This window comes from Photobacterium satsumensis (genome assembly GCF_050336935.1).
Classification (GTDB): Bacteria; Pseudomonadota; Gammaproteobacteria; order Enterobacterales; family Vibrionaceae; genus Photobacterium; species Photobacterium satsumensis.
Map to the genome: position 1 here is coordinate 970,829 of NZ_JAKJSK010000007.1, position 22,039 is coordinate 992,867.

The window sequence follows — 22,039 nt, forward strand, 5'->3', positions numbered from 1 at the left end:
TAAGGAGAGTGTATGAAATCGCAAATGGAATGGATTGAATTACAGAACCAAACGAAGCTTGAAACCCGCGCCTTTATTAATGGTGAATATTGCCAAGCATTAGATAATGCAACGTTTGAAACTGTCAATCCTGCAACAGGAAAGAAGCTTGCTGATATTGCCCGCTGCAAACAGCAAGATGTCGATATTGCGGTTTCACATGCTCGCCAAGCCTTCCAGGCTGGTGACTGGCAGAACCAAAGCCCCGCTAGCCGCAAAGCCATACTTCAGCGCTTTGCAGACTTAATTGCATCTCATCATGAAACTTTGGCTCTGCTGGAATCACTCGATACCGGCAAGCCAATCGCCCATGCTTATAGTACAGATATTCCCGGTGCAGCCGCTTCATTGCGTTGGTATGCCGAAGCATTAGATAAAGTCTATGGCGAAGTGGCCCCGACCGAAAAAGACGTGCACGCTTTTATTAGCCACCAGCCAATTGGGGTTGTTGCAGCGATTGTGCCGTGGAACTTTCCGCTATGGCTGGCTTGCTGGAAACTCGGGCCTGCTCTCGCGGCAGGTAACAGTGTCATCCTCAAGCCCTCAGAGAAATCATCCCTAACGGCTATCTACCTTGGACAGCTTGCCAATGAGGCTGGATTTCCAGCCGGCGTCTTCCAAGTTATCACCGGCCTTGGCCACGAAGCAGGTGAAGCCCTAGCCCGCCATCATGATGTCAACTGTATTACATTTACCGGCTCAACCAAGGTTGCGGGTCAGTTAATGGTGAACTCTGGTGAAACGAACCTCAAGCGAGTTTGGGCCGAAGCTGGCGGTAAGAATGCAAATATCGTTTTCGCGAATTATAGCAATCTTGATCAGGCTGCAGACGAAGCGGCCGGCGGCTGCTTCTATAACCAAGGTGAAGTTTGTGTAGCGGCGACCCGACTTCTCGTTGAGGAGAGCATTAAAGATGCGTTTATAGACAAAGTCGTTTCTGCCACTCAACGTTTTGCCCCGAAGGATCCACTTGATCCAAGCAGTTGTATGGGAGCACTGATTGATAATGAGCATAAACAAAAAGTCCTCGATTATGTCACTCTCGCGCAGGAAGAAGGTGCCTCTGTGATTTGTGGTGGTGACATCGAAGGTGATGGCGCATTTGTTGCCCCGATTATCTTAGATAACGTCAGCAATGAAATGCGTGTCGCCCAGGAAGAAATTTTCGGCCCGGTATTGTGTGTTATCCCCTTCAAGGACGAAGCCGATGCGATTCGCATTGCCAACGACTCCAAGTATGGCCTCGGGGCTGCCGTTTGGACATCGGATCTGAGCCAAGCACACCGAGTGGCAAAACAGCTGGAAGCCGGTTCGGTTTGGGTAAACAACTACAACGAAGGGGATATGACTGTACCTTTCGGTGGATTCAAAATGAGCGGTAACGGACGTGATAAGTCATTGCATGCTTTTGACAAGTTTACTGAAACAAAAACCACTTGGATTCGCCTGTAAGCCAACTAAAGGATTAGATCATGACAACACACACTGATTCATTCTACGCCAACTCTGTGCCCAATATGCCGACCTATCCGCAACTGCAAGATAACATTGAAGTCGATATTTGTGTCGTCGGCGCCGGGTTCTCTGGCCTGTCTTCTGCCTTGCACCTTGCCAATAAAGGGTTTCGTGTTGCAGTCCTTGAAAGTGCCAAGGTTGGCTTTGGCGCGACTGGACGAAATGGCGGGCAAATCGTCAACAGCTACAGCCGAGATGTCGACGTGATCGAACAACGCTATGACTCAAAAACAGCCTCCGAGTTATGCAACATGATTTTCGAAGGTGGCGATATCATTCGTCAACTTGTCAAAGAGCACGATATCGACTGTGACCTAAAACAAGGTGGTCTGTTCACCGCGCTCAATAGCAAACAACTTCAAGGACTGGAAGAGCACAAGAAAGGCTGGGAGCGTTACGGCAATACTCAACTGACCCTGATGGATAAAGATGAGGTCAGCCAGGCGGTGGGCACCGAAGCCTATGTCGGTGGCTTGCTTGATATGAGCGGTGGTCATATCCACCCTCTCAAATTAGCCCTCGGTGAAGCCAACGCTTTTGTCAAAATGGGGGGACAGATTTTCGAACAGTCAGCAGTTACCCGCATAGAGAAAGGCCAAATGCCGGTTGCCCATACAGAAAAAGGCTCTGTTAAAGCTAAATACCTTGTTTTGGCAGGCAATGCCTATCTCGGTGGACTGGCACCCAACATCAGCAACAAAGCCATTCCGTGTGGTACCCAAGTGGTCGCGACGTCACCGCTGAATGAAGAGCAACTCAAGACGATCCTTCCTTCGGACTACTGTGTTGAAGATTGTAATTACCTACTTGATTACTTCCGCCTCTCTGCTGATAAACGACTATTGTTTGGTGGCGGTGTCGTGTACGGTGCCCGTGACCCACAAAATATCGAGCAGATAATCCGCCCTAAAATGGACAAGGTTTTCCCACAGCTCAAAGGGATCCAATTCGACTATGCGTGGACTGGCAACTTCCTGCTTACTTATTCACGTATGCCGCAGTTTGGTTGTTTCAGCGATAACATCTATTACTTGCAAGGCTACAGTGGCCACGGGGTTACCTGTACCCACCTGGCAGGTAAATTACTGGCAGAAGCTCTAACCGGCCATGCCGAACGCTTTGACGCCTTTGCTTCACTCAAACATTACGCCTTCCCGGGCGGCCGTCACTTCCAAATTCCTTTCACGGCATTGGGTGCGGCTTACTATAACCTACGCGACAAGCTGGCAATCTAAGAGAAACAAGGACGTATTCATGACAAGACAAGTAACTTTTGCTGCCGTGCAACTAGCTATCAGCTGGGATTTAGATAAAAACCTCGAAAAGATCCGCCAGAGCGTTAAAGAAGCCGCCGACAATGGCGCCAATGTGGTTGTTTTACAGGAATTATTTGCCACCCCTTACTTTTGTAAGAAGCAAGAAGCCAAGTACTTCGAACTGGCACAGAGCCTGGATGGCAGTCCGCTTATTCGTACAATGAGCGACATTGCCAAAGAGTTCAACGTCGTGCTGCCGGTCAGTTATTTCGAAAAAAGCGGCAATACCTTCTTCAACTCGCTAGTCATGATTGATGCCGATGGTACTGTGCTTGACAATTACCGTAAGTCACACATTCCTGATGGTCCGGGTTACAGCGAAAAGTTCTACTTCAGCCCGGGTGATACAGGCTTCAAGGTTTGGGATACACAGTTCGGTCGCTTTGGCGCTGGGATCTGCTGGGATCAATGGTTCCCAGAACTCGCCCGCTCTTTGGTACTCCAAGGTGCAGAAGCTATCTTCTACCCGACCGCTATTGGTTCAGAGCCTCAAGACCCTACTTTGGATTCCCAAGGACACTGGCAACGCACCATGCAAGGACATTCCGCCGCGAACCTAGTGCCCGTTATTGCCTCGAACCGCACAGGGATTGAAGTTGACGACGGCATTGAAACCACCTTCTACGGTTCTTCTTTCATTACCGACCATACGGGTGACAAGCTCACCGAAGCGTCGCGTGATGAGGAAACCATTATTTATGCACAAATCGATCTCGATGCAACGGCTAAAGCACGCCATAGCTGGGGACTGTTCAGGGATCGCCGTCCAGATCTATACAGCCAGCTTAATACCCTTAGCGCGAAATAATACGCTTTAAACTTAAACCCCCGTTTACTGGCGCCGGCATAAGTATCTGACGTCGGTGCCAGTAAACAGGGCAATGTTCGGCTCACCACCAGCATAGAGAGCTTGCAAATGGAACTTGTGACAACGCCTAAACAAGATGGCTTTACCTTCCCTGCTGAGTTTGCTCCCCAGCAAGCGGTTTGGCTGGCATGGCCTGAACGCCAAGACAACTGGCGTAATGACGCCAAGCCAGCCCAACAAGCTTTCGCAACTGTGGCTAATGAAATCAACCAGATCATTCCTGTTACGGTTGCAGTGAGCGAAGCGCAACAAAGTGAGGCAAAGAAACGGCTTGATCCATCCGTTCAACTTGAAGTTATGACCTACAACGATGCCTGGATGCGTGATATTGGCCCTACGATCGTCACCGATGGCAAGGGTGAAAAACGCGGGATCAGCTGGCGCTTCAACGCATGGGGCGGCGATTTCAACGGGTTGTATTCGCCTTGGACCGATGATGACAAAGTCGCAGCGAATATCTGTGATCAGCTTGGGATCGATCACTACCGTGCCCCGTTTGTTCTTGAGGGCGGTGCTATCCACACCGACGGTGAAGGTACCCTTTACACAACCGCAGAATGCCTGTTAAGCCCGGGAAGGAATCCTGATTTAACCCAAGACGAAATTGAGCAGTATCTTGCCGACTATCTAGGTATCACCAAGGTGATCTGGCTGCCTAAAGGACTGTTCAATGACGAGACCGATGGACACATCGATAATCTCCTCCACGTTATTGCCCCAGGTAAAGTTGTTCTAAGTTGGACCGATGATATCAATGATCCGCAATACCAGATTTCACGGGAAGCGCTCCGGGTTTTGGTCAACAGCCTTGACGCCAAAGGGCGCACCATTGAAGTCATTAAGCTGCCTATCCCGGGTCCGCTGTATTTGCAGGAACACGAAGCGGCTGGTATTGCCCCTTCTGATGGCATGAAGCGAAATGCCGGTGAACGCTTGGGTGGCTCTTATGCGAATTTTCTGATGATCAACAAGACGGTTTTCCTACCGGAATTAGATAGCCTGACCGATCCGATGGCAAAGTCTATTCTGCAAAAAGCCCTCCCCGACTATCAAATCATCGGCATCCCTACCCGAGAAATTTTACTCGGTGGAGGCAATATCCACTGCATTACCCAACAGATCCCTACTGGAGGTGCCACATAACCTCCCATCAACAAGCACAACGTCTTTACCTAGGCCTTGGAGTAAGGCTAGTTATTCCCCTTAACTAGGACACATTATGGAACAGATAAAGAACAAGAGTTTGCTCTCTTTTTTGAGCGAACCGGACTGTCACACCCTGAAAGTCACTAACCCTGCCACAATGGCACTGCTGGGGCATGTTAAAACCGCTACCTCCGAGCAGCTTTGTGACATTATTGAAACCGCCCACCTTGCGCAAAAATCATGGGCTGCCCTCACAGCCAAAGATCGTGCAGCCAAGCTCAATAAGTGGTTTCAGTTGATCATCGAAAACCAAGATGATCTTGCTCGCTTAATGACCCTAGAGCAAGGCAAGCCATTCGCCGAAGCCAAAGGGGAAGTGATCTACGGTGCCAGCTTTGTCGAGTGGTTTGCCGAAGAAGGTAAGCGTGCGTATGGTGATTCCATCCCGGGCCATACTGCAGATCGCCGTATTATTACGGTTAAGCAACCCGTTGGGGTCGCTTGTGCCATCACGCCTTGGAATTTCCCTATTGCGATGATCACCCGTAAAGCAGCTCCTGCACTTGCTGCTGGCTGCAGTTTTATCGTCAAGCCATCGGAGCTTACGCCATGCTCAGCATTGGCAATCGCCCAACTGGCATATCAAGCAGGGATTCCTAAGGACGTATTCCAAGTGGTGTGCAGCTCGAATGCCAAGTCGATCGGTGACACCTTCACCCATCACCCACTGATCAGAAAGCTCTCTTTCACAGGCTCTACCCGTGTTGGCAAACTCCTGATGGCACAATGTGCCGATACCGTAAAACGAACATCCATGGAGCTAGGTGGTAACGCCCCATTCATTGTTTTCGAAGATGCTGATATTGATAGTGCCGTACAAGGTGCAATCGCCTCAAAGTTTCGCAATGCCGGCCAGACTTGTGTCTGCGCCAACCGCTTTTACGTCCACAGCAAAGTCCACGACGAATTCGTACTGAAGTTCCGAGCAGCCGTAGCTGAACTCAAAATCGGCAACGGGCTAGAAGATGGTGTCACGCTTGGCCCAATGATCAGCCAAGCTGCCAAAGAGAAAGTAGAAAACCTAATCCAGCACGCTTGTGAGCAAGGCGCAACACTGGCTACCAAGCAAAATCAACAGGATGGCCTCTTTTTATCCCCGGCGATCCTGGTGGATGTTGAACAGCATATGGACATCGTTCAGGAAGAAATTTTTGGCCCTGTTGCCCCTATTTTACGGTTCGATACTGATGATGAATTGATCGAAATGGCCAATGACACCCCCTATGGTCTCGCGTCCTATTTTTACAGCCACAACATCAAGCGGATCTGGAAAGTTGCCGAGGCGTTGGACTACGGCATGGTCGGGATCAACGAAGGGATCATCTCTACCGAAGTAGCACCATTTGGCGGCGTCAAAGAGTCCGGTATTGGCCGCGAAGGTGCCAAGCAAGGGTTAGATGAATACCTAGATATTAAGTACATGTGTTTTGGCGGTATAGCATAAAAGGAAATTAGCCATGAAATCCAATCAAGACCTACACAATAAAAGACAACAAGTGATTGCCCAAGGCATGGGGGCGCTGTACCCGCTGTATGTTAAAAAGGCCCAAAATGCCATTGTCTGGGATATCGAAGACAATCAGTACATTGATTTTGCCGCTGGTATCGCCGTCAATAACACTGGTCACTCTCACCCTAGGATCACCGAGGCGGTCAAAGCCCAGCTTGAGCAGTTCTCTCACACCTGCGCGATGGTGACGCCTTACGGTTCATTTGTCGAGCTTGCTGAAAAACTGACTCAACTCGCTCCCGGTGACACCGAGAAAAAAGCTGTTTTTCTCACGACCGGTGCCGAGGCGGTTGAAAATGCGATTAAAATTGCTCGGGCTCATACCAAGCGAAGCGGTGTTATTGCATTCAAAGGCGGCTTTCACGGCCGAACCAATATGACGATGGGATTAACCGGTAAAGTTGCACCTTATAAAGCCGGTTTTGGTCCATTCCCAAATGAAATCTACCACGCGCCATACCCAAATGCGTACCACGATATTTCCATTGATGACAGCTTAAATGCGATTGAAGATCTATTCAGCTGTGATATTGAGCCAAGCCGTGTCGCAGCCATTATCTTTGAACCCGTTCAAGGTGAAGGAGGCTTTTACCAAGCACCAGCCGAGTTTGCCCAGCGTGTCCGAGCCCTATGTGATCAGCACGGTATCGTATTAATTGCCGATGAGATACAAACTGGTTTTGCCCGTACCGGTAAACTGTTTGCCACTGAATACTTAGATATTGAGCCAGATCTAATGACAATGGCAAAAGGTATTGCTGGCGGCTTCCCTATCTCAGCCGTTATCGGCAAGGCCGCAATCATGGATGCCGCCCTACCCGGCGGTTTAGGCGGAACCTATGCAGGCTCTCCACTTGGCTGTGTCGCAGGGTTGGAAGTACTGAAGATCATTGAAGAAGAGCAGCTTTGCCGCAAAGCGCTGGATATTGGCGAAATTGTCTCAGCCAAACTGGCAACGATTCGCTCAAACATTAGCACTATTGGTGATGTACGTACGCTTGGTGCGATGATTGCCATTGAGTTCTCAGATCCGACTTCAGGTAAACCGCTACCTGAACTCACTAAAGCTGTTATCAGCAAGGCTCAAGAAGCAGGACTTATCCTTCTATCGTGCGGTGTTAAAGGTAACGTGATCAGACTTCTTCCACCACTGACCATTGAAACCGATGTATTAAATGAAGGACTGAATAAGCTTGAATCGATCTTGCTAGACTGCGCTAGCGAGTAAGAGATGCCTTAACCCAGAGCGAATAAGAACGAAACACCGGACGCCTTTGGCCAGAAAGGCATCCCGGTGTTTCGCTTTTCAGTTATCGCTGCGGCTGACGATATGTCACATAGCGTGATTTAACCATCCGATAGATCAAACCTGCAATCGCCGACACCATCAAGACAAAGCTCAACATGACCAGACCTTTAGTTAGGATTTGCTGATAATCACTCAGCATTGGGCTTAGCATCACCCATTTGCCAAAGAGCAATAAGATCAAACACCAAATTAGCGAACTCATGGTACTGATCACCACCATCCGCCATGCACTCAACTTAGCAATCCCCATCAGCATCGGCGTTAACACCCTGACAAAGGGAACAAATCGCGAAATAAACAGTGACAGGAAGCCATATTTATTAAGTAGCCGTCTTGCTTTGGGCAGGGCATCGTCAGGTAAAATACGCTCAAGCCAATCAACAAAACGGGTTCGATGTAATACCCTTCCCTGCAGATAGCCCATAAAACCACCAAAAGTAGCAGCAAAACACAAAGCCGCGACAGTTGTTGGAAAGTCTAGTATTCCAAGCCCAATCATACCTCCAGCGAACAGCACCAAGCCATCACCGGGTAGTGGCAAAAACACGAAGCTCGATTCTAAAAGCAAGATCACCGTCAGCAACAACAAGAACCACTGCAATGAACTCACTTGCTGTAAGGTTTCGAAATCATGATGCCATATAGCCAATAACATCTCTTGCATAAACTACTCCAAAATGTAACTACCGGCGTTCCCGGCCTAATTGCAGCCTACCAACAGGCAGATGCTACAAGGTGTTTACTCAGCCTTGCCGAGCATTTCCAAACATCAAATCCACTAGCATTCGAGAAGCTAGGTTCCCTTCTTGATTAGTCTTCATCTCATCCAACCTATGTTCGATGTACTCATTCACCTTCAACGATGAATGCGTAATAGGCGAACCAGGCCAGCGATGTAAAATAAAAAGCGCCACAATTAAAATAAGAACAATCGTTCGCCAACTTGCGTGAACACTTTTAACTTGCAGGGGAATACAAGTACCTTTCATACTCCAATCCTTATTTACAGGGGAGCGTAGCGATCAATGATGACCAGCTACAGATAAACTCAATTAACTTAAATTGGATACGGACAAAAGGTTTAGCCGAAACGATGGCTATAGAGTTGGTTACCCTCTTTCCAGCCGGAAAGACGGTTATGACTAGGGGCAATCTCACTAGTCCAGTGTAATTGCAACGGAGGCAGCACCGACGGTATCAGTGCCATTGTAATTAAGGAAGGAGGGGCTAATTCAGTAACCAGTACATAATCAGGCGTTATACCCATACTGGCGCATTGATCCACGCTCTTCAATCGACGTAGCGCATTGAAAATATAAGACCCAGTCCTCTCATCGAAAACTGAACGGTCATCCTCGTGGGTGATCGTTATGACTTCTGTGGTTTGCACTAACCCATTGGATTCTGCCCCTAAAGCGAAACCAGAAAAAGGCTGAACAGTGGTAGCAGGACCAAACGATACATCATTAAACGACTCGACATGCTGCGCCATCGCGGTGTTTACACACAACGATAAAACGAACAGACAAATTGTGTAGAGACGCTTAATCAACATACAGCCTACCCAAGGTAAATACTGACGACAGTATATGCCGTCCAATTAAACCGAAAAAGTAATAAATAGCAGGTTGTGTTACAAGTTATGTAATAAGCCAGGCATATCAAAAGAAAAAGGCCCGAAAGCCCTTTCTTCATTATCATCTGGTGAGAAATAATGGGTATAGCGCTTATTCGTCACCCTTTATCTGCTTTACCGGCAGCATCAGCAAATTTCGCCAGCTGCTTATCAAACCATGATGGGCTTTGGCCTGCATCTTCCGCTGCTTCTTTGCGACGAATCGCATTACGTACCATCATCGCCCCGGTCCAACGAATAGGCTCTGGAGGGAAGTGACCTCTCGGACCTGATACCAAGCCACATTCAGTCCACTCGTTTTGCTGCTCTAGCACCATGGATGAAAGGATTTTACCGCCAATCCAAGTCTGTGCGACACCATTGCCCGAATAACCCAAACCATAAACAATGTCTTTATTCTGCTTGAGCTGACCGAAAAATGGCATACCGGTTACTGAGCGATCAGAGGCCCCTGTCCAAGTCGCAGCGAATGATTGTTCAGCCAGTGATGGAAAAAAGCGGTCAAAAGCACTTCGCAGCAATGATTGATAGCGGCTTGGCTCATCAAATACCTTGCTGATACGGTTGGCAAACGAGAAATGGTTGCCACCTTTACCCAGCATCAAACGGCCATCCGGTGTGGAGCGGTAATAATGAACAAAGGTTCGAGAATCAACGACCGTCTTGCCGTCTTTCAGTCCTATTTCGTCTAACTTTTCTGGGATTGGCTTGGTGATCGCCATATCAGACGAAACCAATACCACACTACGCTTGAACTCAGGGAACTGTTCTACCATCCAAGCATTAAGCGCGAGTACCACCTTCTTGGCAAAGATGTCAGCTTGCGGCGTCGTGATGGTAATCGGAATTTCAGTGTTGATATCTTCCATTGGGGTATTTTCGTAAACCTTAACCCCTATCCGCTCTGCGACGCGTTTTAGCCCCCGAGCTAGCATCGCGGGCTGAACACTCGCAGCGGCGGGTGAATAATAACCTTCACGGTGGATTTCAGAACCTGCATCGAGCTGGATCTTATCTTTTTCCCACGCCTTCCAGCTATTGATATCCTGCTTATTCAACGCTTGCAGTACACCGTCCATCGAGCCTTCCTGGGCGCTGTTAGTCGCGGTATACAAGGTGCCATGGCGACGTAGTTGAGCATCAATATCGTGCTCATTACAGAACGCTTCAATTTCATAAATCGCTCGTTCAGAGGCCGAGACCAGTTGGGCGGCTTTCTCTTCCCCATAGAGTTTTTTCATCGACAGGTATTTCGTCGACCACGTCAGCAGACAACCGCCATTTCGCCCTGAAGCACCGCTGCCACACAATCCTTTGTCGATAACAACCACATCCAAATCTGGCTGCTCTTGTTTCAAGTTAATCGCCGTCCACAGGCCAGTGTATCCACAACCGACAATACAGACATCGGTTTGGATATCATTCTGTAGAACATTGGGTTGAGCAGATACTTCAACTCCCATCGCCTGAGCAAACCAATATGGCTGGAAGTTATCATTGTCCTTGAGCATTATTCACCACCTAGCTTGGTATAGACCAAAGTAATGACGATAAATTAGCGCTCATCTATGAAAGCTTTATGACAAGCTAGGTAATATCCCCAAATTACTGCAAACATCCATAGGGCAGTTTGTTTGGTCACTCACTATGCTGTGTTTGCAATGTTTGATTTAGAACCACTAGCACGACAGACCGCCACCTTTCCTAGTACCAAAAAAACTGCTGAAACAGTAACTTGATATGAATTGAATATAATGAATTTATTTTTTATGTATTCGGTGTAAATTATCACTAGCGCATTGTGAGATTTGCTTTTAGAATGCGCCTGCTTTGGGGAGTAGTCACCAATTGTTCGTCTGTCGTCATCTCGAAGTCTTATACTTCCGGCAGCCGAGGGTGGATTTGTAGCACCAGCCCTACACCATCCTGACGAGACCAACGCCATTAATCATGCACATCCGTGCAGGGTTATCTTTATTTGCCAATTGGCAAAGAGATAGCCATGACATTAATGCGCGAAAGGTCTGGTCTCCCCTGATCCTGTCCCTTTCGCGCACTCGATCGTGAAAGGAGTAAACTATGAGCCTTTTAAGCTATGAAGGGTTCGCTGTTCTAACCATCTTTATGTTGGCGCTGGACTTGTATCAAACCCGTGGTGGTAAAGTCACCATTAAAAAAGCCGCTCTATGGAGTGTATTTTGGGTGATATTGGCTTTGGCCTTTAATGTGGTTATCTACCTGTACTGGCCTTTGATGGCACCAGAGAGCAGCTATACCAACAGTGAAGCAGCGACGGCTTTCTTAACCGGCTACTTGCTTGAAAAATCGTTAAGTGTCGACAACCTATTTGTCTTCGCGTTGATTTTCAGCCAATTTGTCGTACCTGAAGCGATTCGTCCTAGGGTGTTGATGCTAGGTGTTGTCGGTGCGTTGATCCTGCGTGCGATCATGATCGCCGTTGGTGCAGAACTGCTTACCCAGTTCCACTGGATCTTGTATGTATTTGCGGCCTTCTTACTTTATACCGGTTACAAATTGTGGCGCGAAGATGAAGAAGAACAAGAAGACTTTTCCCAATCGCTACCTGTGCGTTTGGTGAAAAAATGCTTCCGGGTATCCGATGAATACCGTGGTCATAAGTTCTTTGTTAAAGACAGCAAAGGGTGGATTGCGACACCGTTGTTGATTGTGATTGCTGTAATCGCATTGACCGACGTGATGTTTGCTCTGGATTCTATCCCAGCGATTTTCGCGGTCACCAAAGAGCCATTCTTGGTAATGACAGCTAACGTATTCGCCTTGCTTGGCCTGCGTTCACTGTACTTTGTTCTGGAAGGTATGCTGACCCGTTTCTGCTATCTACGCCCAGCGTTGGCGTTCATCTTGAGCTTTATCGGTATCAAGATGCTACTAATGGAAACCAGTTACGCAATCCCAACGCCGGTTTCTCTAGGTGTGATCGTGTTGACCATCAGTTCAGCCATTATCGGCTCGCTGTGGAAAACCCGAGAGCTGAAAGTGTCTTAATAGCTTAACGATTAGCCACTACAAATAGATAGAGCCGCTCGCATTTGTGCGAGCGGCTTTCGTTTACATACTTGCAGTATTCAAAGCTTCACCCTGGGGCCTCGTTACTGAGTAAAAGTTACTTAAGTATAAGTTCCTTGAGTAAAGCTCTTTGCATAGAGAAGCTCTATAAATGACTGAGGGGTGTCGACTCGCGGATATCTTTAAATACAGCTCCGCCCTTCATCACCACTTTGATGTTGTCCGGGTTAGCCAGAATATCCAAATCTGCTACTGGATTTCCCTTCACAAACAGCATATCGGCAAATGCTCCTGCACACAGTACCCCGAGTTTTGCTTCCGGGTACGGATCCAATAGCCCAGACAATTTTAGCAATTCCCCAGTGTCCGACGTCGCCTGCTTGATCCCTCTGAACGAACCGAAATATTTCTTACGCGCCGAGAACTCCATATTCTGCTTGGCATGAACCTCTGGCGTACCGACCAAGTCCGTACCGAAGGCACACTTCAAACCATACTTGTCTACCAGTTCTGCTTGCTTGAGCAAACCTTTACCCACCCGCTCAGTCTTCTGGTACAAAATTTCACTACCAAGCGGGATCTGGCGGTTGGCAATTAGCTCAGCAGTGGCATATTGCGGCACCACCCAAATATCTTTGTCGAGGCACATACTGGCCACTTCCTCATCCATAAACGTGCCATGCTCTATCGATTTCACGCCTTCCTCTATGGCAATTTTCATCGCCGGCTGGGCATGGATATGGCTGCACACATACGAACCGTAATTTGTCACCGTTTCAACGATAGCCCGAAGCTCATCACGGGTATACTGAATCGTATCAAGTGGGTCAAAAAGCGATGAAGCACCGCCCCCACCGAAGACTTTGATCTGCGAAGCGCCTTTGAAAATTTGATCACGCGTCCGCTTCAGACACTCAGGTACACCATCAGCCAAGATCAAATGCTGTTGACGCATGAAGCTAGAGTCTTCGATACCACGATTGAAGTTTGAACGCTGGGTTCGGTTCTGACGATAATCGGCGTGACCGCATGTTTGCGAGATCCCAGCGTAACTCGGGTAGATCCTTGGTCCCGGCACAAAACCATTATCAATGCTTTGCTTAAGACCATAGCAGTTACTGCCTACATCACGCACAGAGGTGAAGCCGCGTTCGAGCATTTCTTTGGCAATCACAGTCGAACGGATAGCCACCTCTTCCGGCGTCATCAAATCAATCTGGTCAAAACTGTCAGACAATGCGATATGGGTATGGGCATCGATCAGGCCTGGCATGACCGTATAGCCCGTCGCATCTACCGTCTGATCAACCTCTTCGAGTACTGCTTCATATTGGTAAATTTTAGAAATGACCCCATCTTCCACCAGCAAGCTGCAATCGTGACGTAGTGCTTCATTCTCCCCGTCAAACAAGGAGGCATTTTTAACTAATACTTTCATCTCTTTTTCCACCTCTAGCGATTAAAAACCACAACTCAGAAACGTTATTCAGCACTCAGCATTCTCAATAGCCCCAGCTTGTTTCTGCTGACTACTCTTTTCGAAAAGCGCACGCTCAATGTCATAAGCGGCGATAATTTTCTCTGCTGAACGATCAATATCCTGTTCGCTGGTATGGAGGCTTAGGACAGAAAACAGCATCGTTTTTAGCCCCTTATAGCCAGATGTCGATGGGTAACAGAAGCCCTCTTGCTGCAATCGATGCACGACTCGCTCGGTCATCTGATTTCGTTCTGCCTCATTTCCGGAACCAAACTGGGCCGAAAAACGGTTAGACACGACATCATTTAAGATGGTGATCCCCTCTACTGGACGTAGCTTGTCGGCCATTCGCTGGGCCAATTCACAACAATTATCGAGGTGTTGGACAATACCCTCTTTGCCAAGGGCTTTGATTGCAGCATAAACCGGGACACCACGAGCACGTCGTGAAGCCGAAATACCGAAGTTGATCGCATTACGATCCGGCTTGGCCATCGCATCGTTGAGGTAATCTCCCATGTTGCTGCCGCCCATTGCTCTTGCCAAGGCCGCTGCATCTTTAACTATCACCAAGCCGCAGTCATATGGCATGTTGAACCATTTGTGGCCATCGGTATCAATGGAGTCCACACGCTCAATGCCCTTGAGAAGATGCTTTTGCTTATCGCTCGCAGCAGCCCATAAACCAATCGCACCATCAACATGCAACCAAGCATTCGGGTGATTGGCAACCGCATCGGCCAATGCATCAAATGGGTCGAATGCACCGGAATCAATACAACCCGCCTGAGCACAAACAAGGGTTGGGCCATCGCACTGAGACAGGACTTCTGGAATATGATCAGCAATGATCCGCAAATTGCCGTCGGTCGGAATGGTATGGATATCTTCCAGGCCAACACCGATCATTGAGAGCGCACGCTTGATCGTTGAGTGAATTTGATCGCTCACCACGACATGAATTCGCGGTGCACCATAAAGACCTTGCTTGGCAACATCCCAACCAGCGCGCTGAAGCAGCGTATTGCGTGCAGTGATCAATGCGGTATAAATTGCTTCCTGAGCACCAGATGTAAAACCAAGACCAGCCTGCTGAGACAAACCGAGTAGCTCCAATACCCATTCAGCCGCCGTTTCTTCAACAATCGCCATAGATGGGCTGGATACATAATAGGGAACATTTTGATCCCAGGCACTCACAAGCCAGTCGGCGGCCATGGAAACAGGGAATGAGCTACCAATGGCATAGCCAAAGAAACGTGGGCCGCCAGAGCCAATCAAGCCTTGCTCAACATTAACCGCGAGTTGGTTAAGTACGGTATCAGGGCTGCTTGGCGACATTGGTAAGTCTCCCCCAATGGCCTGGCGCAGTACATCGGATGTCACATGTTTATCAACCGGACGCTCTGGTAAAGATTCAAGGTAATCAACGGCGTGGCCGAGAGATTGATTAAGTAACTGACGGTACTGATTAAACTGATGAGACATAGCTTAGCTCCTCTTCGTTTTCGGCTATGTCACTACGGTACTTTTCCTGGCAGTTAGTTTTTTATCAATTCGCGCCAAAAAATGATAAACACTGGCTTATGCCAACTATTTAGCTAGAAGTCACTAGGGATAGGTATGTCATTGGCAGATCAATGCCCTACAAAACTAAACATACACAAGAGAAAGGGAAGGCTCGCGACAACTCTCGCTGATTTTATTGCATTTAGATTAAGCCGCTCGGACTGCATTTCGATGTCTAGCATCATCTTGTCTTCAGACGGTGTGGTTTCAACTGTGGGCAATTCTTCAACCACAGGTATCGATTTTTGATTGATTTTTTCTATCGCGACTTTTGCTTTAATGTCGCCTTCTAACAATGCCTTTTCAACTAATTCATTGACTCTGTTACTCAACATCGCCTTTATCCAGCAGCATGAGTTTTGTGCTTTCACACACCCTGGTACTGATTATTAATTCTAGCTTTACTAACAACCCCATGTGTTGAAATACCAAGGATAGGCTCTACTGCCTGTAGTTTTTCACCGTTGAATATTTCAACTTAACAGGCCGCTTAGTGGGTCGATCATAGCCATAGATATCTTCTCGCATCTGTAATTGATTATTCTCATCAACCCAAGCTGTCACATAGGTCACGTCAACATCAATCTTGCGCGGCAAGGTAATGGTATCAGTTCTTCTATCGCTGACCAGTTGCTGGTAGTTTCTCCAGCTCGGTCGCTGCTGATAATCCAGAACATATTCAGCTAGCTCGGCGGCTTTTTCTACTCTTACGCATCCTGAGCTTAAGTTACGCTTAGTTTTATTGAATAAGCCTCTAGATGGTGTGTCATGTAGATAGACCGAGTAATCATTGGGCATCAAAAACTTCACATTGCCCAACGCATTTCCCCTGCCGGGATTTTGCATAAACTCATAGGGGAAAGTATGAGGGTTAACGTTGCTCCACTCCACCATATCGGGGGAAATTTCGGTACGATCACGCCAGCTGCGGATCATTGTTAGATTCTTCTGTTGCAGGTAATCCGGGGATGCCTTCATTCCTGGGATCACGTCTTTCTTTTTGATCGTCTCGGGCACATTCCAACGCGGATTCACCACCATGATATTCATTGAAGAAGAAAACAAGTTCGTTGGCCGAGTCTTTTGTCCAACAATGACTTTTGACTCAAAGACCACTTCTTGATGATGGGTGATCTGCAAACGGTAGTCTGGAATATTCACTCGAATACTCGGGCGCTCTTCTCCTGTTGCGCCAATCTGGCTGCGATAGTAATTCAGTGCAATTAAACGGGCCACCTCATCATAAGGTAAGGCGATTTGTCGTGACGTTGATGGCCCAATGATTCCGTCATCCTCAAGGCCATTTCTAAGCTGGAAACGCCTGATCGCTTGATTGACAACATCACTATTCGCAATGGAATGGCGTTCACGAGCGAGCAAATAATCATCGACATCAATATCGCCATACGTATTTAAAACATCGAGTAATGCATGTCCATTGGGGATATTTTGTCCTTGCTTAATGACACCTCTTTTTAGAGGAAAGTAATCATGGGGTGCTAAATGATTGAAGGACCGTGCTAGCCGAATCGCCACTTGAGTCGATGAAGGTAATATCAGATCGGCATAAAGTTGATTTAGGAAACGGGTCTGCTCTAGATCATAATACCCAATTTTATTGGCGTAATTAGCCGCTTCGTTTTGGTTTAGTGGTGGTAAGCTTTGATGGCGAAACAGTATTGTTGGCTGATTATCAATACCTTGCTCTATTGCTTTTACAACGTGATAGCTGTCTGTCGCCAGAATATCAAACCCACGCTGATCTTTATTTCGCTCTAACGCTTTCAATTCTGACAGCCGCTGATTGGTTCCTAAAGCCAAGCCAGAAAGGTGAAGAGTAGAGAGCTTGGTATACAAACCCTTACGTAACTCTTCATCGTCCCAAATGGGTAAAAAACCATTGTTTTTATAGACTTTACTTGTCAGCTCTTCGAAACACACAGCACCGCTCGATTGAGGGCAAAGGTATTCAGAGCTATGAATAGTGACTGACTGCAATAAAGAATAATCCAGCCTCACATCCTTGTTAACAGGCTGGGCACTGATGGCATTAGCACATAGGAAATTACCTAATAAAAAGGCAAAGCTTAATGATGGCGTTTTTTTTCTTTTATTAGCGCAAAACATCACGAATTCCCGATCAATTGAACCAAGGCTGCTCCTGCTTCCTGCATTGCAACATCAAACAAATTCGTTTTTGCTTCATCCTTGTTATATCAAGTTTTAGTCAAAAAATTGACAAACCAGCAAGTTTTTGACAACAAAATTTAGCTCAAAAAAACAGACAACCACGTAAGCATTTCATATTTAGCACAATATTTCTTCAAGTATTAGATAACCAAAAAGTGTGAGCTCCCTTCGCTATTTTCCAAAAACGAAACCGCAGGTTGATATCTTTTCACTTCAAGAAATCAACCTACCAACTTATGCTATTAACCATAATTCAAACATGGTTAATAGCATGAGCATTCAAGACAAATTCAAGCAGATCATCAATGATCCAACTCTCTCTCCAAAGCAAAAAAGCCAATATCTTGCATTGGAAGCCGATGCCAGCCTGCCCTACCTCGCGGTTTCTGAGTCAGTCAGCGCTGCCATCGAAGACAATATCTTGTGTGACATGTTTGAAGGAAATGCACCATTCAAACCGCGTTATGTGCTACCAGATTACGCCAAGTTCCTGAAGCAAGGCAGTGAATACCTTGAACTGCCACCAGCAACGGATTTTGATGAAACACTTAACCATCTATCAATCATCTACCACCACGTACCATCGGTAACCAATATTCCCGTTTATCTTGGTCAGCTAGATGACGTATTACTGCCTTTCGCTGAAGGCCTTGACGAAAACACCATTTATCGCAAACTGCGCCTTTTCTGGATCATGCTGGATCGCACCCTGCCAGATGCCTTTATGCACGTGAACATTGGCCCGACCGACAACGTCATCTGCCGAACTATTCTGCGAGTGGATGCCGAGCTCAAACAAGTCGCGCCTAACTTGACCTTTATGTATGATCCTGAGATCACCCCAGACGATCTATTACGTCAAGCTAGCCACAACATTTGCGAATGCAGTAAGCCCCATATCGCTAACTACCCAGTTCATGCCAACGCCTATGACAACAGCGGTTTTGGTATCGTAAGTTGCTACAACTCATTACCATTAGCAGGTGGTGCTAACACCTTGGTTCGTATGAACCTAAAAGAAGTGGCACACAAAGCCTCATCCAGCGAAGAATTTTTTCAAACAACCCTGCCAAGCTACTGCCAAACCATGTACGAGTTGATCGAAGCACGTTCGGCTTATTTACATGAAGAGTCCGGTTTCTTTAACACCTTCTTGGTACAAGAAGGCTTAATTGACGAGAGTCGCTTTGCCCCAATGTTTGGCATCTACGGCATGGCAGAAGCCGTTAATATCCTACGAGAAAAGGATGATAAGTGTGGCGAATACGGCCACCAGCCAGAGGCAAACGCACTGGGCCACCGTATTTCAAAAACATTGAGTGACATTGTCACCTCAACACCGGTGAAATATGGCTATCATGGCCGTGCCCTGCTCCATGCTCAAGGAGGAATTAGCCTAGATGACGGTGTAACACCTGGTGTTCGTATTCCTTATGGGACTGAGCCTGATCCAGTAAGCCACATCCAAGCTCTGGCAGAGCACCACCAGTACTATACATCAGGGATTAGCGATATCCTGACCATTGATGAAACGGTGAAGTCGAACCCTGAAGCCATGTACCAACTTTGTAAGGGTGCGTTAGCTATCGGATTCCGTGAATTTACGGCTAACGTACATTCCAACGATTTGGTTCGAGTGACTGGCTACATGATCAAGCTTTCGGATATCGCCAAGTTCAAAGAGCAAGGCTCTCGTACCAACACCACCGGTCTTGGTGCAGAAGCAGCAGCCAATACCGGAATCCTCAATCGCAAACCACGAGTTGTGAGCCATGAGCAAGCGCCGCGCTACTGCAACAGTCAGTAAGATCCTCAACTTCTCATGTGTAGACGGGCCTGGCAACAGGCTCGTTATCTTTCTGCAAGGTTGCAATTACCAATGCAAGAACTGCCATAACCCGCACACGATAGGAGTGTGCAATGACTGCGGAGATTGCGTGGCTCCTTGCCCGAGTAATGCATTGTCTATAGAAGCAGGGAAAGTGCGATGGGACGCAACCCTATGCACAAACTGCGATCACTGTTTGGAGGTCTGCCCTAACCAATCCAACCCCAAAACTCAAATCATGGCGGTTGAAGAGGTATTGCAACTCGTTCGGAAACATCATGTGTTTCTATCCGGTATTACAATCAGCGGTGGTGAGGCAACGCTACAGCTGCCTTTCATTACTGAGTTGTTCAGTGCCATAAAGAAAGATCCAACCTTATGCCACCTGACCTGTATGGTAGATAGTAACGGCAGCCTAAGCCTTGCCGGCTGGGAAAAACTCTTGCCCGTATTGGATGGTGCCATGATAGATCTGAAAGCGTGGCAAGATGAGACCCATCGCTGGTTAACAGGACGCAGCCACCACCGGGTGATACAGTCCATTGAGCTACTTGGCCGCCATGATAAGTTGGAAGAAGTGCGTTTACTGCATATTCCGGGGATCACTGATTTCGAGCAGGAGATCGATGCCCTCGCCCATTACCTGTCTGATCTTCCAGAAAGAACATCGATCAGACTCAATGCATTTCAGCATCACGGTGTAACCGGTCAGGCTCTCGAATGGGAGCCTTGCAGCGGTAATCAGATAACAGCGTTTGCAGAGCAATTAACTGGACGCGGTCTTAACGTGCTATATCGTGAGCCTCTAGGGTAAGCCAATCGAGGCCTCCCACCATTATGGTGGGAGACCTTGATATGTTGGAAAACATATTTAGAAGCTATAGCTATATGAAGTGATATCTCTACAGCCCTTAACTCTTGCGGCTTTTATTTGGTCGGCGGCTTTTTCAGCGATCATAATGGTCGCGGCATTCGTATTGGCACCGACCAGCGTTGGCATTATAGATGCGTCAATAACTCGAATCCCCTCCATACCGTGTACTTTCAAGTCACTATCAACAACAGCCATTGGATCAGTAACAGGCCCCATTTTGCAGGTCCCAACGGGGTGATATTGCGTGTCTGCACGATTACGAATATCTTGCTCTATCGCGGTATCATCACTTTCATCAGCAGGGTATAGCTCTTCCCCTCGGATGCCGTCAAATGCCTTGCTCATCAGCATTTGCTTCTGCTTTTTCCATCCTGCAATCATCACTGGCATATCATCAGGGTGAGAGAAAAATTGAGGGTCTATTCGAGGTGGAGCTAACGGATCATTACTTTCTAACTTAACTGAGCCCCTGCTTTTGGGCCGCAATAATGTTAAGTGGCAACTAAAGCCATGCTGGAAGTGCATTTTTCGGGCGTGATCATCAACAATTGCGACGACAAAAACGAATTCAAGATCAGGTACGGCCAAGTCGGGCGCGGAATGAAAAAAACCAATCCCTTCAGCAAAGTTACTGGTTACCTTACCGGTCCGTTTCAACAACCACTGCGGTAATGCTTTACTCATAGCCATCATCATTTTAGCCGACACACCGAAGGTGTCATGCTTGCTGGCACATTTAAAACTATGAACTAAATCAATGTGGTCTTGTAGGTTCTCACCCACCCCAGGCAATTGGTGAACAGGCTGAATACCAAGCGGGGCAATATCTTTTTCTGCCCCTACACCTGAGAGTAGCAACAATTGCGGTGAGCCAAATGCACCGGCACTCACAATCACTTCATGAATAGCTTTAATCGCATATACATGACCACCCTTTTGGTATTCAACACCCACCGCACGCTTACCTTCAAACAGCACCCGTGTTGTTGTTGCCTGTGTCACTACCGTTAAATTGCTACGCTGTAAATTGGGTGTTAGGTACGCTCTCGCCGCACTGCATCGCTCACCATTCTTCTGGGTCACCTGCGCTGCCATGGCACCAAATTGTTCTTCACCATTGATATCAGGGTTGGTTGGTACCCCTATTGATTCACACGCCTTGAGGTAATGCTTGAGCAAACTGCTGGGGCACTGCAAATCCGCGACATTCAGTGGCCCTCCCTGCCCATGAAATGCCCCGGAATGTACTTCGTTATTTTCTGCCTTCTTAAAATACGGCAAGCAATCTTGAAAGCTCCACCCTTCATTCCCAAGATTCGCCCAGTGATCGTAATCGGCATGATGCCCCCGTGCGTACATCATCGCATTTATTGAGCTAGAGCCTCCCAGCGTTTTCCCTCTGGGTTGATAGCCCTTTCGGCCATTGAGCCCTGGCTGAGGTACTGTCTCAAAGGCCCAGTTATTCAGTTTGGTTGGCAACATTGCTACTGAACCTATGGGGGCGCGGATCAGCATACTGTTATCTGCCCCACCAGCTTCAAGCAAACAGACTGATACATCAGGAGCTTCCGATAGCCGAGCTGCGAGTACACAGCCAGCAGAACCAGCGCCAACGACGATATAGTCATAATCCTTCATGATGCTACTCCTT

General features: G+C 47.6%; 18 protein-coding genes. 9 read left to right on the forward strand and 9 right to left on the reverse strand.

Annotation, left to right across the window (positions count from 1 at the left end; translation table 11 throughout):
• The first annotated feature begins 12 nt into the window (after window positions 1–12).
• From L4D79_RS16035 to gabT, 6 genes are all read left to right on the forward strand, one after another.
• On the forward strand, window positions 13–1,491 hold the full coding sequence (locus tag L4D79_RS16035) for an aldehyde dehydrogenase (RefSeq protein ID WP_428652547.1): 1,479 nt from the start codon (window positions 13–15) through the stop codon (window positions 1,489–1,491).
• Between the two features lie 20 nt (window positions 1,492–1,511).
• Window positions 1,512–2,789: an NAD(P)/FAD-dependent oxidoreductase gene (locus tag L4D79_RS16040; protein WP_428652548.1), complete on the forward strand. Its 1,278-nt coding sequence runs from the start codon at window positions 1,512–1,514 to the stop codon at window positions 2,787–2,789.
• Between the two features lie 19 nt (window positions 2,790–2,808).
• On the forward strand, window positions 2,809–3,678 hold the full coding sequence (gene aguB, locus L4D79_RS16045; protein ID WP_428652549.1) for an N-carbamoylputrescine amidase: 870 nt from the start codon (window positions 2,809–2,811) through the stop codon (window positions 3,676–3,678).
• Between the two features lie 108 nt (window positions 3,679–3,786).
• Entirely contained in the window at window positions 3,787–4,881 is a 1,095-nt protein-coding gene (gene aguA / locus L4D79_RS16050) for an agmatine deiminase (RefSeq protein WP_428652550.1), read from the forward strand.
• Window positions 4,882–4,957: 76 nt separating this feature from the next.
• Window positions 4,958–6,388, forward strand: a complete 1,431-nt coding sequence (locus L4D79_RS16055) for an NAD-dependent succinate-semialdehyde dehydrogenase (RefSeq protein WP_428652551.1) — start codon at window positions 4,958–4,960, stop codon at window positions 6,386–6,388.
• A gap of 13 nt (window positions 6,389–6,401) precedes the next feature.
• Complete coding sequence (gene gabT / locus L4D79_RS16060) at window positions 6,402–7,682, forward strand: 4-aminobutyrate--2-oxoglutarate transaminase (protein WP_428652552.1); 1,281 nt, start codon at window positions 6,402–6,404, stop codon at window positions 7,680–7,682.
• Window positions 7,683–7,764: 82 nt separating this feature from the next.
• Here gabT and L4D79_RS16065 read toward each other — a convergent pair whose 3' ends face one another.
• The 4 genes from L4D79_RS16065 to L4D79_RS16080 all read right to left on the reverse strand — a co-directional run bounded on the left by L4D79_RS16065 (window position 7,765) and on the right by L4D79_RS16080 (window position 10,910).
• Entirely contained in the window at window positions 7,765–8,427 is a 663-nt protein-coding gene (locus L4D79_RS16065; protein WP_428652553.1) for a DedA family protein, read from the reverse strand.
• Window positions 8,428–8,506: 79 nt separating this feature from the next.
• Entirely contained in the window at window positions 8,507–8,752 is a 246-nt protein-coding gene (locus L4D79_RS16070; RefSeq protein ID WP_428652554.1) for a hypothetical protein, read from the reverse strand.
• A gap of 92 nt (window positions 8,753–8,844) precedes the next feature.
• The gene (locus L4D79_RS16075) at window positions 8,845–9,318 is read right to left on the reverse strand and encodes a hypothetical protein (RefSeq protein ID WP_428652555.1); all 474 of its coding nucleotides are present in this window, start codon (window positions 9,316–9,318) and stop codon (window positions 8,845–8,847) included.
• Window positions 9,319–9,497: 179 nt separating this feature from the next.
• Window positions 9,498–10,910: an FAD-dependent oxidoreductase gene (locus tag L4D79_RS16080; protein ID WP_428652556.1), complete on the reverse strand. Its 1,413-nt coding sequence runs from the start codon at window positions 10,908–10,910 to the stop codon at window positions 9,498–9,500.
• Window positions 10,911–11,478: 568 nt separating this feature from the next.
• On the opposite strand from L4D79_RS16080, the gene L4D79_RS16085 reads away from it, so the two are divergent.
• Complete coding sequence (locus L4D79_RS16085; protein WP_428652557.1) at window positions 11,479–12,426, forward strand: TerC family protein; 948 nt, start codon at window positions 11,479–11,481, stop codon at window positions 12,424–12,426.
• Window positions 12,427–12,592: 166 nt separating this feature from the next.
• On the opposite strand, the gene L4D79_RS16090 is transcribed toward L4D79_RS16085, so the two are convergent.
• The 4 genes from L4D79_RS16090 to L4D79_RS16105 all read right to left on the reverse strand — a co-directional run bounded on the left by L4D79_RS16090 (window position 12,593) and on the right by L4D79_RS16105 (window position 17,623).
• The gene (locus tag L4D79_RS16090) at window positions 12,593–13,885 is read right to left on the reverse strand and encodes a metal-dependent hydrolase family protein (protein ID WP_428652558.1); all 1,293 of its coding nucleotides are present in this window, start codon (window positions 13,883–13,885) and stop codon (window positions 12,593–12,595) included.
• Window positions 13,886–13,933: 48 nt separating this feature from the next.
• A complete protein-coding gene (locus tag L4D79_RS16095) occupies window positions 13,934–15,415 on the reverse strand; it encodes a pyridoxal phosphate-dependent decarboxylase family protein (RefSeq protein WP_428652559.1) in 1,482 nt (493 codons plus the stop codon).
• Window positions 15,416–15,564: 149 nt separating this feature from the next.
• Window positions 15,565–15,831: a hypothetical protein gene (locus L4D79_RS16100; protein WP_428652560.1), complete on the reverse strand. Its 267-nt coding sequence runs from the start codon at window positions 15,829–15,831 to the stop codon at window positions 15,565–15,567.
• A gap of 106 nt (window positions 15,832–15,937) precedes the next feature.
• Window positions 15,938–17,623, reverse strand: coding sequence for a L,D-transpeptidase family protein (locus tag L4D79_RS16105; RefSeq protein WP_428652617.1), 1,686 nt, complete (start codon window positions 17,621–17,623; stop codon window positions 15,938–15,940).
• Between the two features lie 322 nt (window positions 17,624–17,945).
• Between L4D79_RS16105 and L4D79_RS16110 the strand changes: the two genes are divergently transcribed.
• Together L4D79_RS16110 and L4D79_RS16115 are read left to right on the forward strand one after the other, a co-directional pair.
• Window positions 17,946–19,493 carry a YjjI family glycine radical enzyme gene (locus tag L4D79_RS16110; protein ID WP_428652561.1) on the forward strand — a complete coding sequence of 516 codons (1,548 nt, stop codon included), beginning with the start codon at window positions 17,946–17,948 and terminating at the stop codon, window positions 19,491–19,493.
• On the forward strand, window positions 19,459–20,328 hold the full coding sequence (locus L4D79_RS16115) for a YjjW family glycine radical enzyme activase (protein ID WP_428652562.1): 870 nt from the start codon (window positions 19,459–19,461) through the stop codon (window positions 20,326–20,328). The genes L4D79_RS16110 and L4D79_RS16115 overlap by 35 nt, the downstream gene beginning before the upstream one ends.
• Before the next feature lie 57 nt (window positions 20,329–20,385).
• On the opposite strand, the gene L4D79_RS16120 is transcribed toward L4D79_RS16115, so the two are convergent.
• Window positions 20,386–22,026 carry a GMC family oxidoreductase gene (locus tag L4D79_RS16120; RefSeq protein WP_428652563.1) on the reverse strand — a complete coding sequence of 547 codons (1,641 nt, stop codon included), beginning with the start codon at window positions 22,024–22,026 and terminating at the stop codon, window positions 20,386–20,388.
• Window positions 22,027–22,039 lie beyond the last annotated feature (13 nt).

What these genes read in the sequence shown, in the direction of transcription:
- L4D79_RS16035 (WP_428652547.1), top strand. Translation starts at nt 13, where the DNA reads ATGAAATCGCAAATGGAATGGATTGAATTACAGAACCAAACGAAGCTT.
- L4D79_RS16040 (WP_428652548.1), top strand. Translation starts at nt 1,512, where the DNA reads ATGACAACACACACTGATTCATTCTACGCCAACTCTGTGCCCAATATG.
- aguB (WP_428652549.1), top strand. Translation starts at nt 2,809, where the DNA reads ATGACAAGACAAGTAACTTTTGCTGCCGTGCAACTAGCTATCAGCTGG.
- aguA (WP_428652550.1), top strand. Translation starts at nt 3,787, where the DNA reads ATGGAACTTGTGACAACGCCTAAACAAGATGGCTTTACCTTCCCTGCT.
- L4D79_RS16055 (WP_428652551.1), top strand. Translation starts at nt 4,958, where the DNA reads ATGGAACAGATAAAGAACAAGAGTTTGCTCTCTTTTTTGAGCGAACCG.
- gabT (WP_428652552.1), top strand. Translation starts at nt 6,402, where the DNA reads ATGAAATCCAATCAAGACCTACACAATAAAAGACAACAAGTGATTGCC.
- L4D79_RS16065 (WP_428652553.1), bottom strand. Translation starts at nt 8,427, where the DNA reads ATGCAAGAGATGTTATTGGCTATATGGCATCATGATTTCGAAACCTTA.
- L4D79_RS16070 (WP_428652554.1), bottom strand. Translation starts at nt 8,752, where the DNA reads ATGAAAGGTACTTGTATTCCCCTGCAAGTTAAAAGTGTTCACGCAAGT.
- L4D79_RS16075 (WP_428652555.1), bottom strand. Translation starts at nt 9,318, where the DNA reads ATGTTGATTAAGCGTCTCTACACAATTTGTCTGTTCGTTTTATCGTTG.
- L4D79_RS16080 (WP_428652556.1), bottom strand. Translation starts at nt 10,910, where the DNA reads ATGCTCAAGGACAATGATAACTTCCAGCCATATTGGTTTGCTCAGGCG.
- L4D79_RS16085 (WP_428652557.1), top strand. Translation starts at nt 11,479, where the DNA reads ATGAGCCTTTTAAGCTATGAAGGGTTCGCTGTTCTAACCATCTTTATG.
- L4D79_RS16090 (WP_428652558.1), bottom strand. Translation starts at nt 13,885, where the DNA reads ATGAAAGTATTAGTTAAAAATGCCTCCTTGTTTGACGGGGAGAATGAA.
- L4D79_RS16095 (WP_428652559.1), bottom strand. Translation starts at nt 15,415, where the DNA reads ATGTCTCATCAGTTTAATCAGTACCGTCAGTTACTTAATCAATCTCTC.
- L4D79_RS16100 (WP_428652560.1), bottom strand. Translation starts at nt 15,831, where the DNA reads ATGTTGAGTAACAGAGTCAATGAATTAGTTGAAAAGGCATTGTTAGAA.
- L4D79_RS16105 (WP_428652617.1), bottom strand. Translation starts at nt 17,623, where the DNA reads ATGTTTTGCGCTAATAAAAGAAAAAAAACGCCATCATTAAGCTTTGCC.
- L4D79_RS16110 (WP_428652561.1), top strand. Translation starts at nt 17,946, where the DNA reads ATGGTTAATAGCATGAGCATTCAAGACAAATTCAAGCAGATCATCAAT.
- L4D79_RS16115 (WP_428652562.1), top strand. Translation starts at nt 19,459, where the DNA reads ATGAGCAAGCGCCGCGCTACTGCAACAGTCAGTAAGATCCTCAACTTC.
- L4D79_RS16120 (WP_428652563.1), bottom strand. Translation starts at nt 22,026, where the DNA reads ATGAAGGATTATGACTATATCGTCGTTGGCGCTGGTTCTGCTGGCTGT.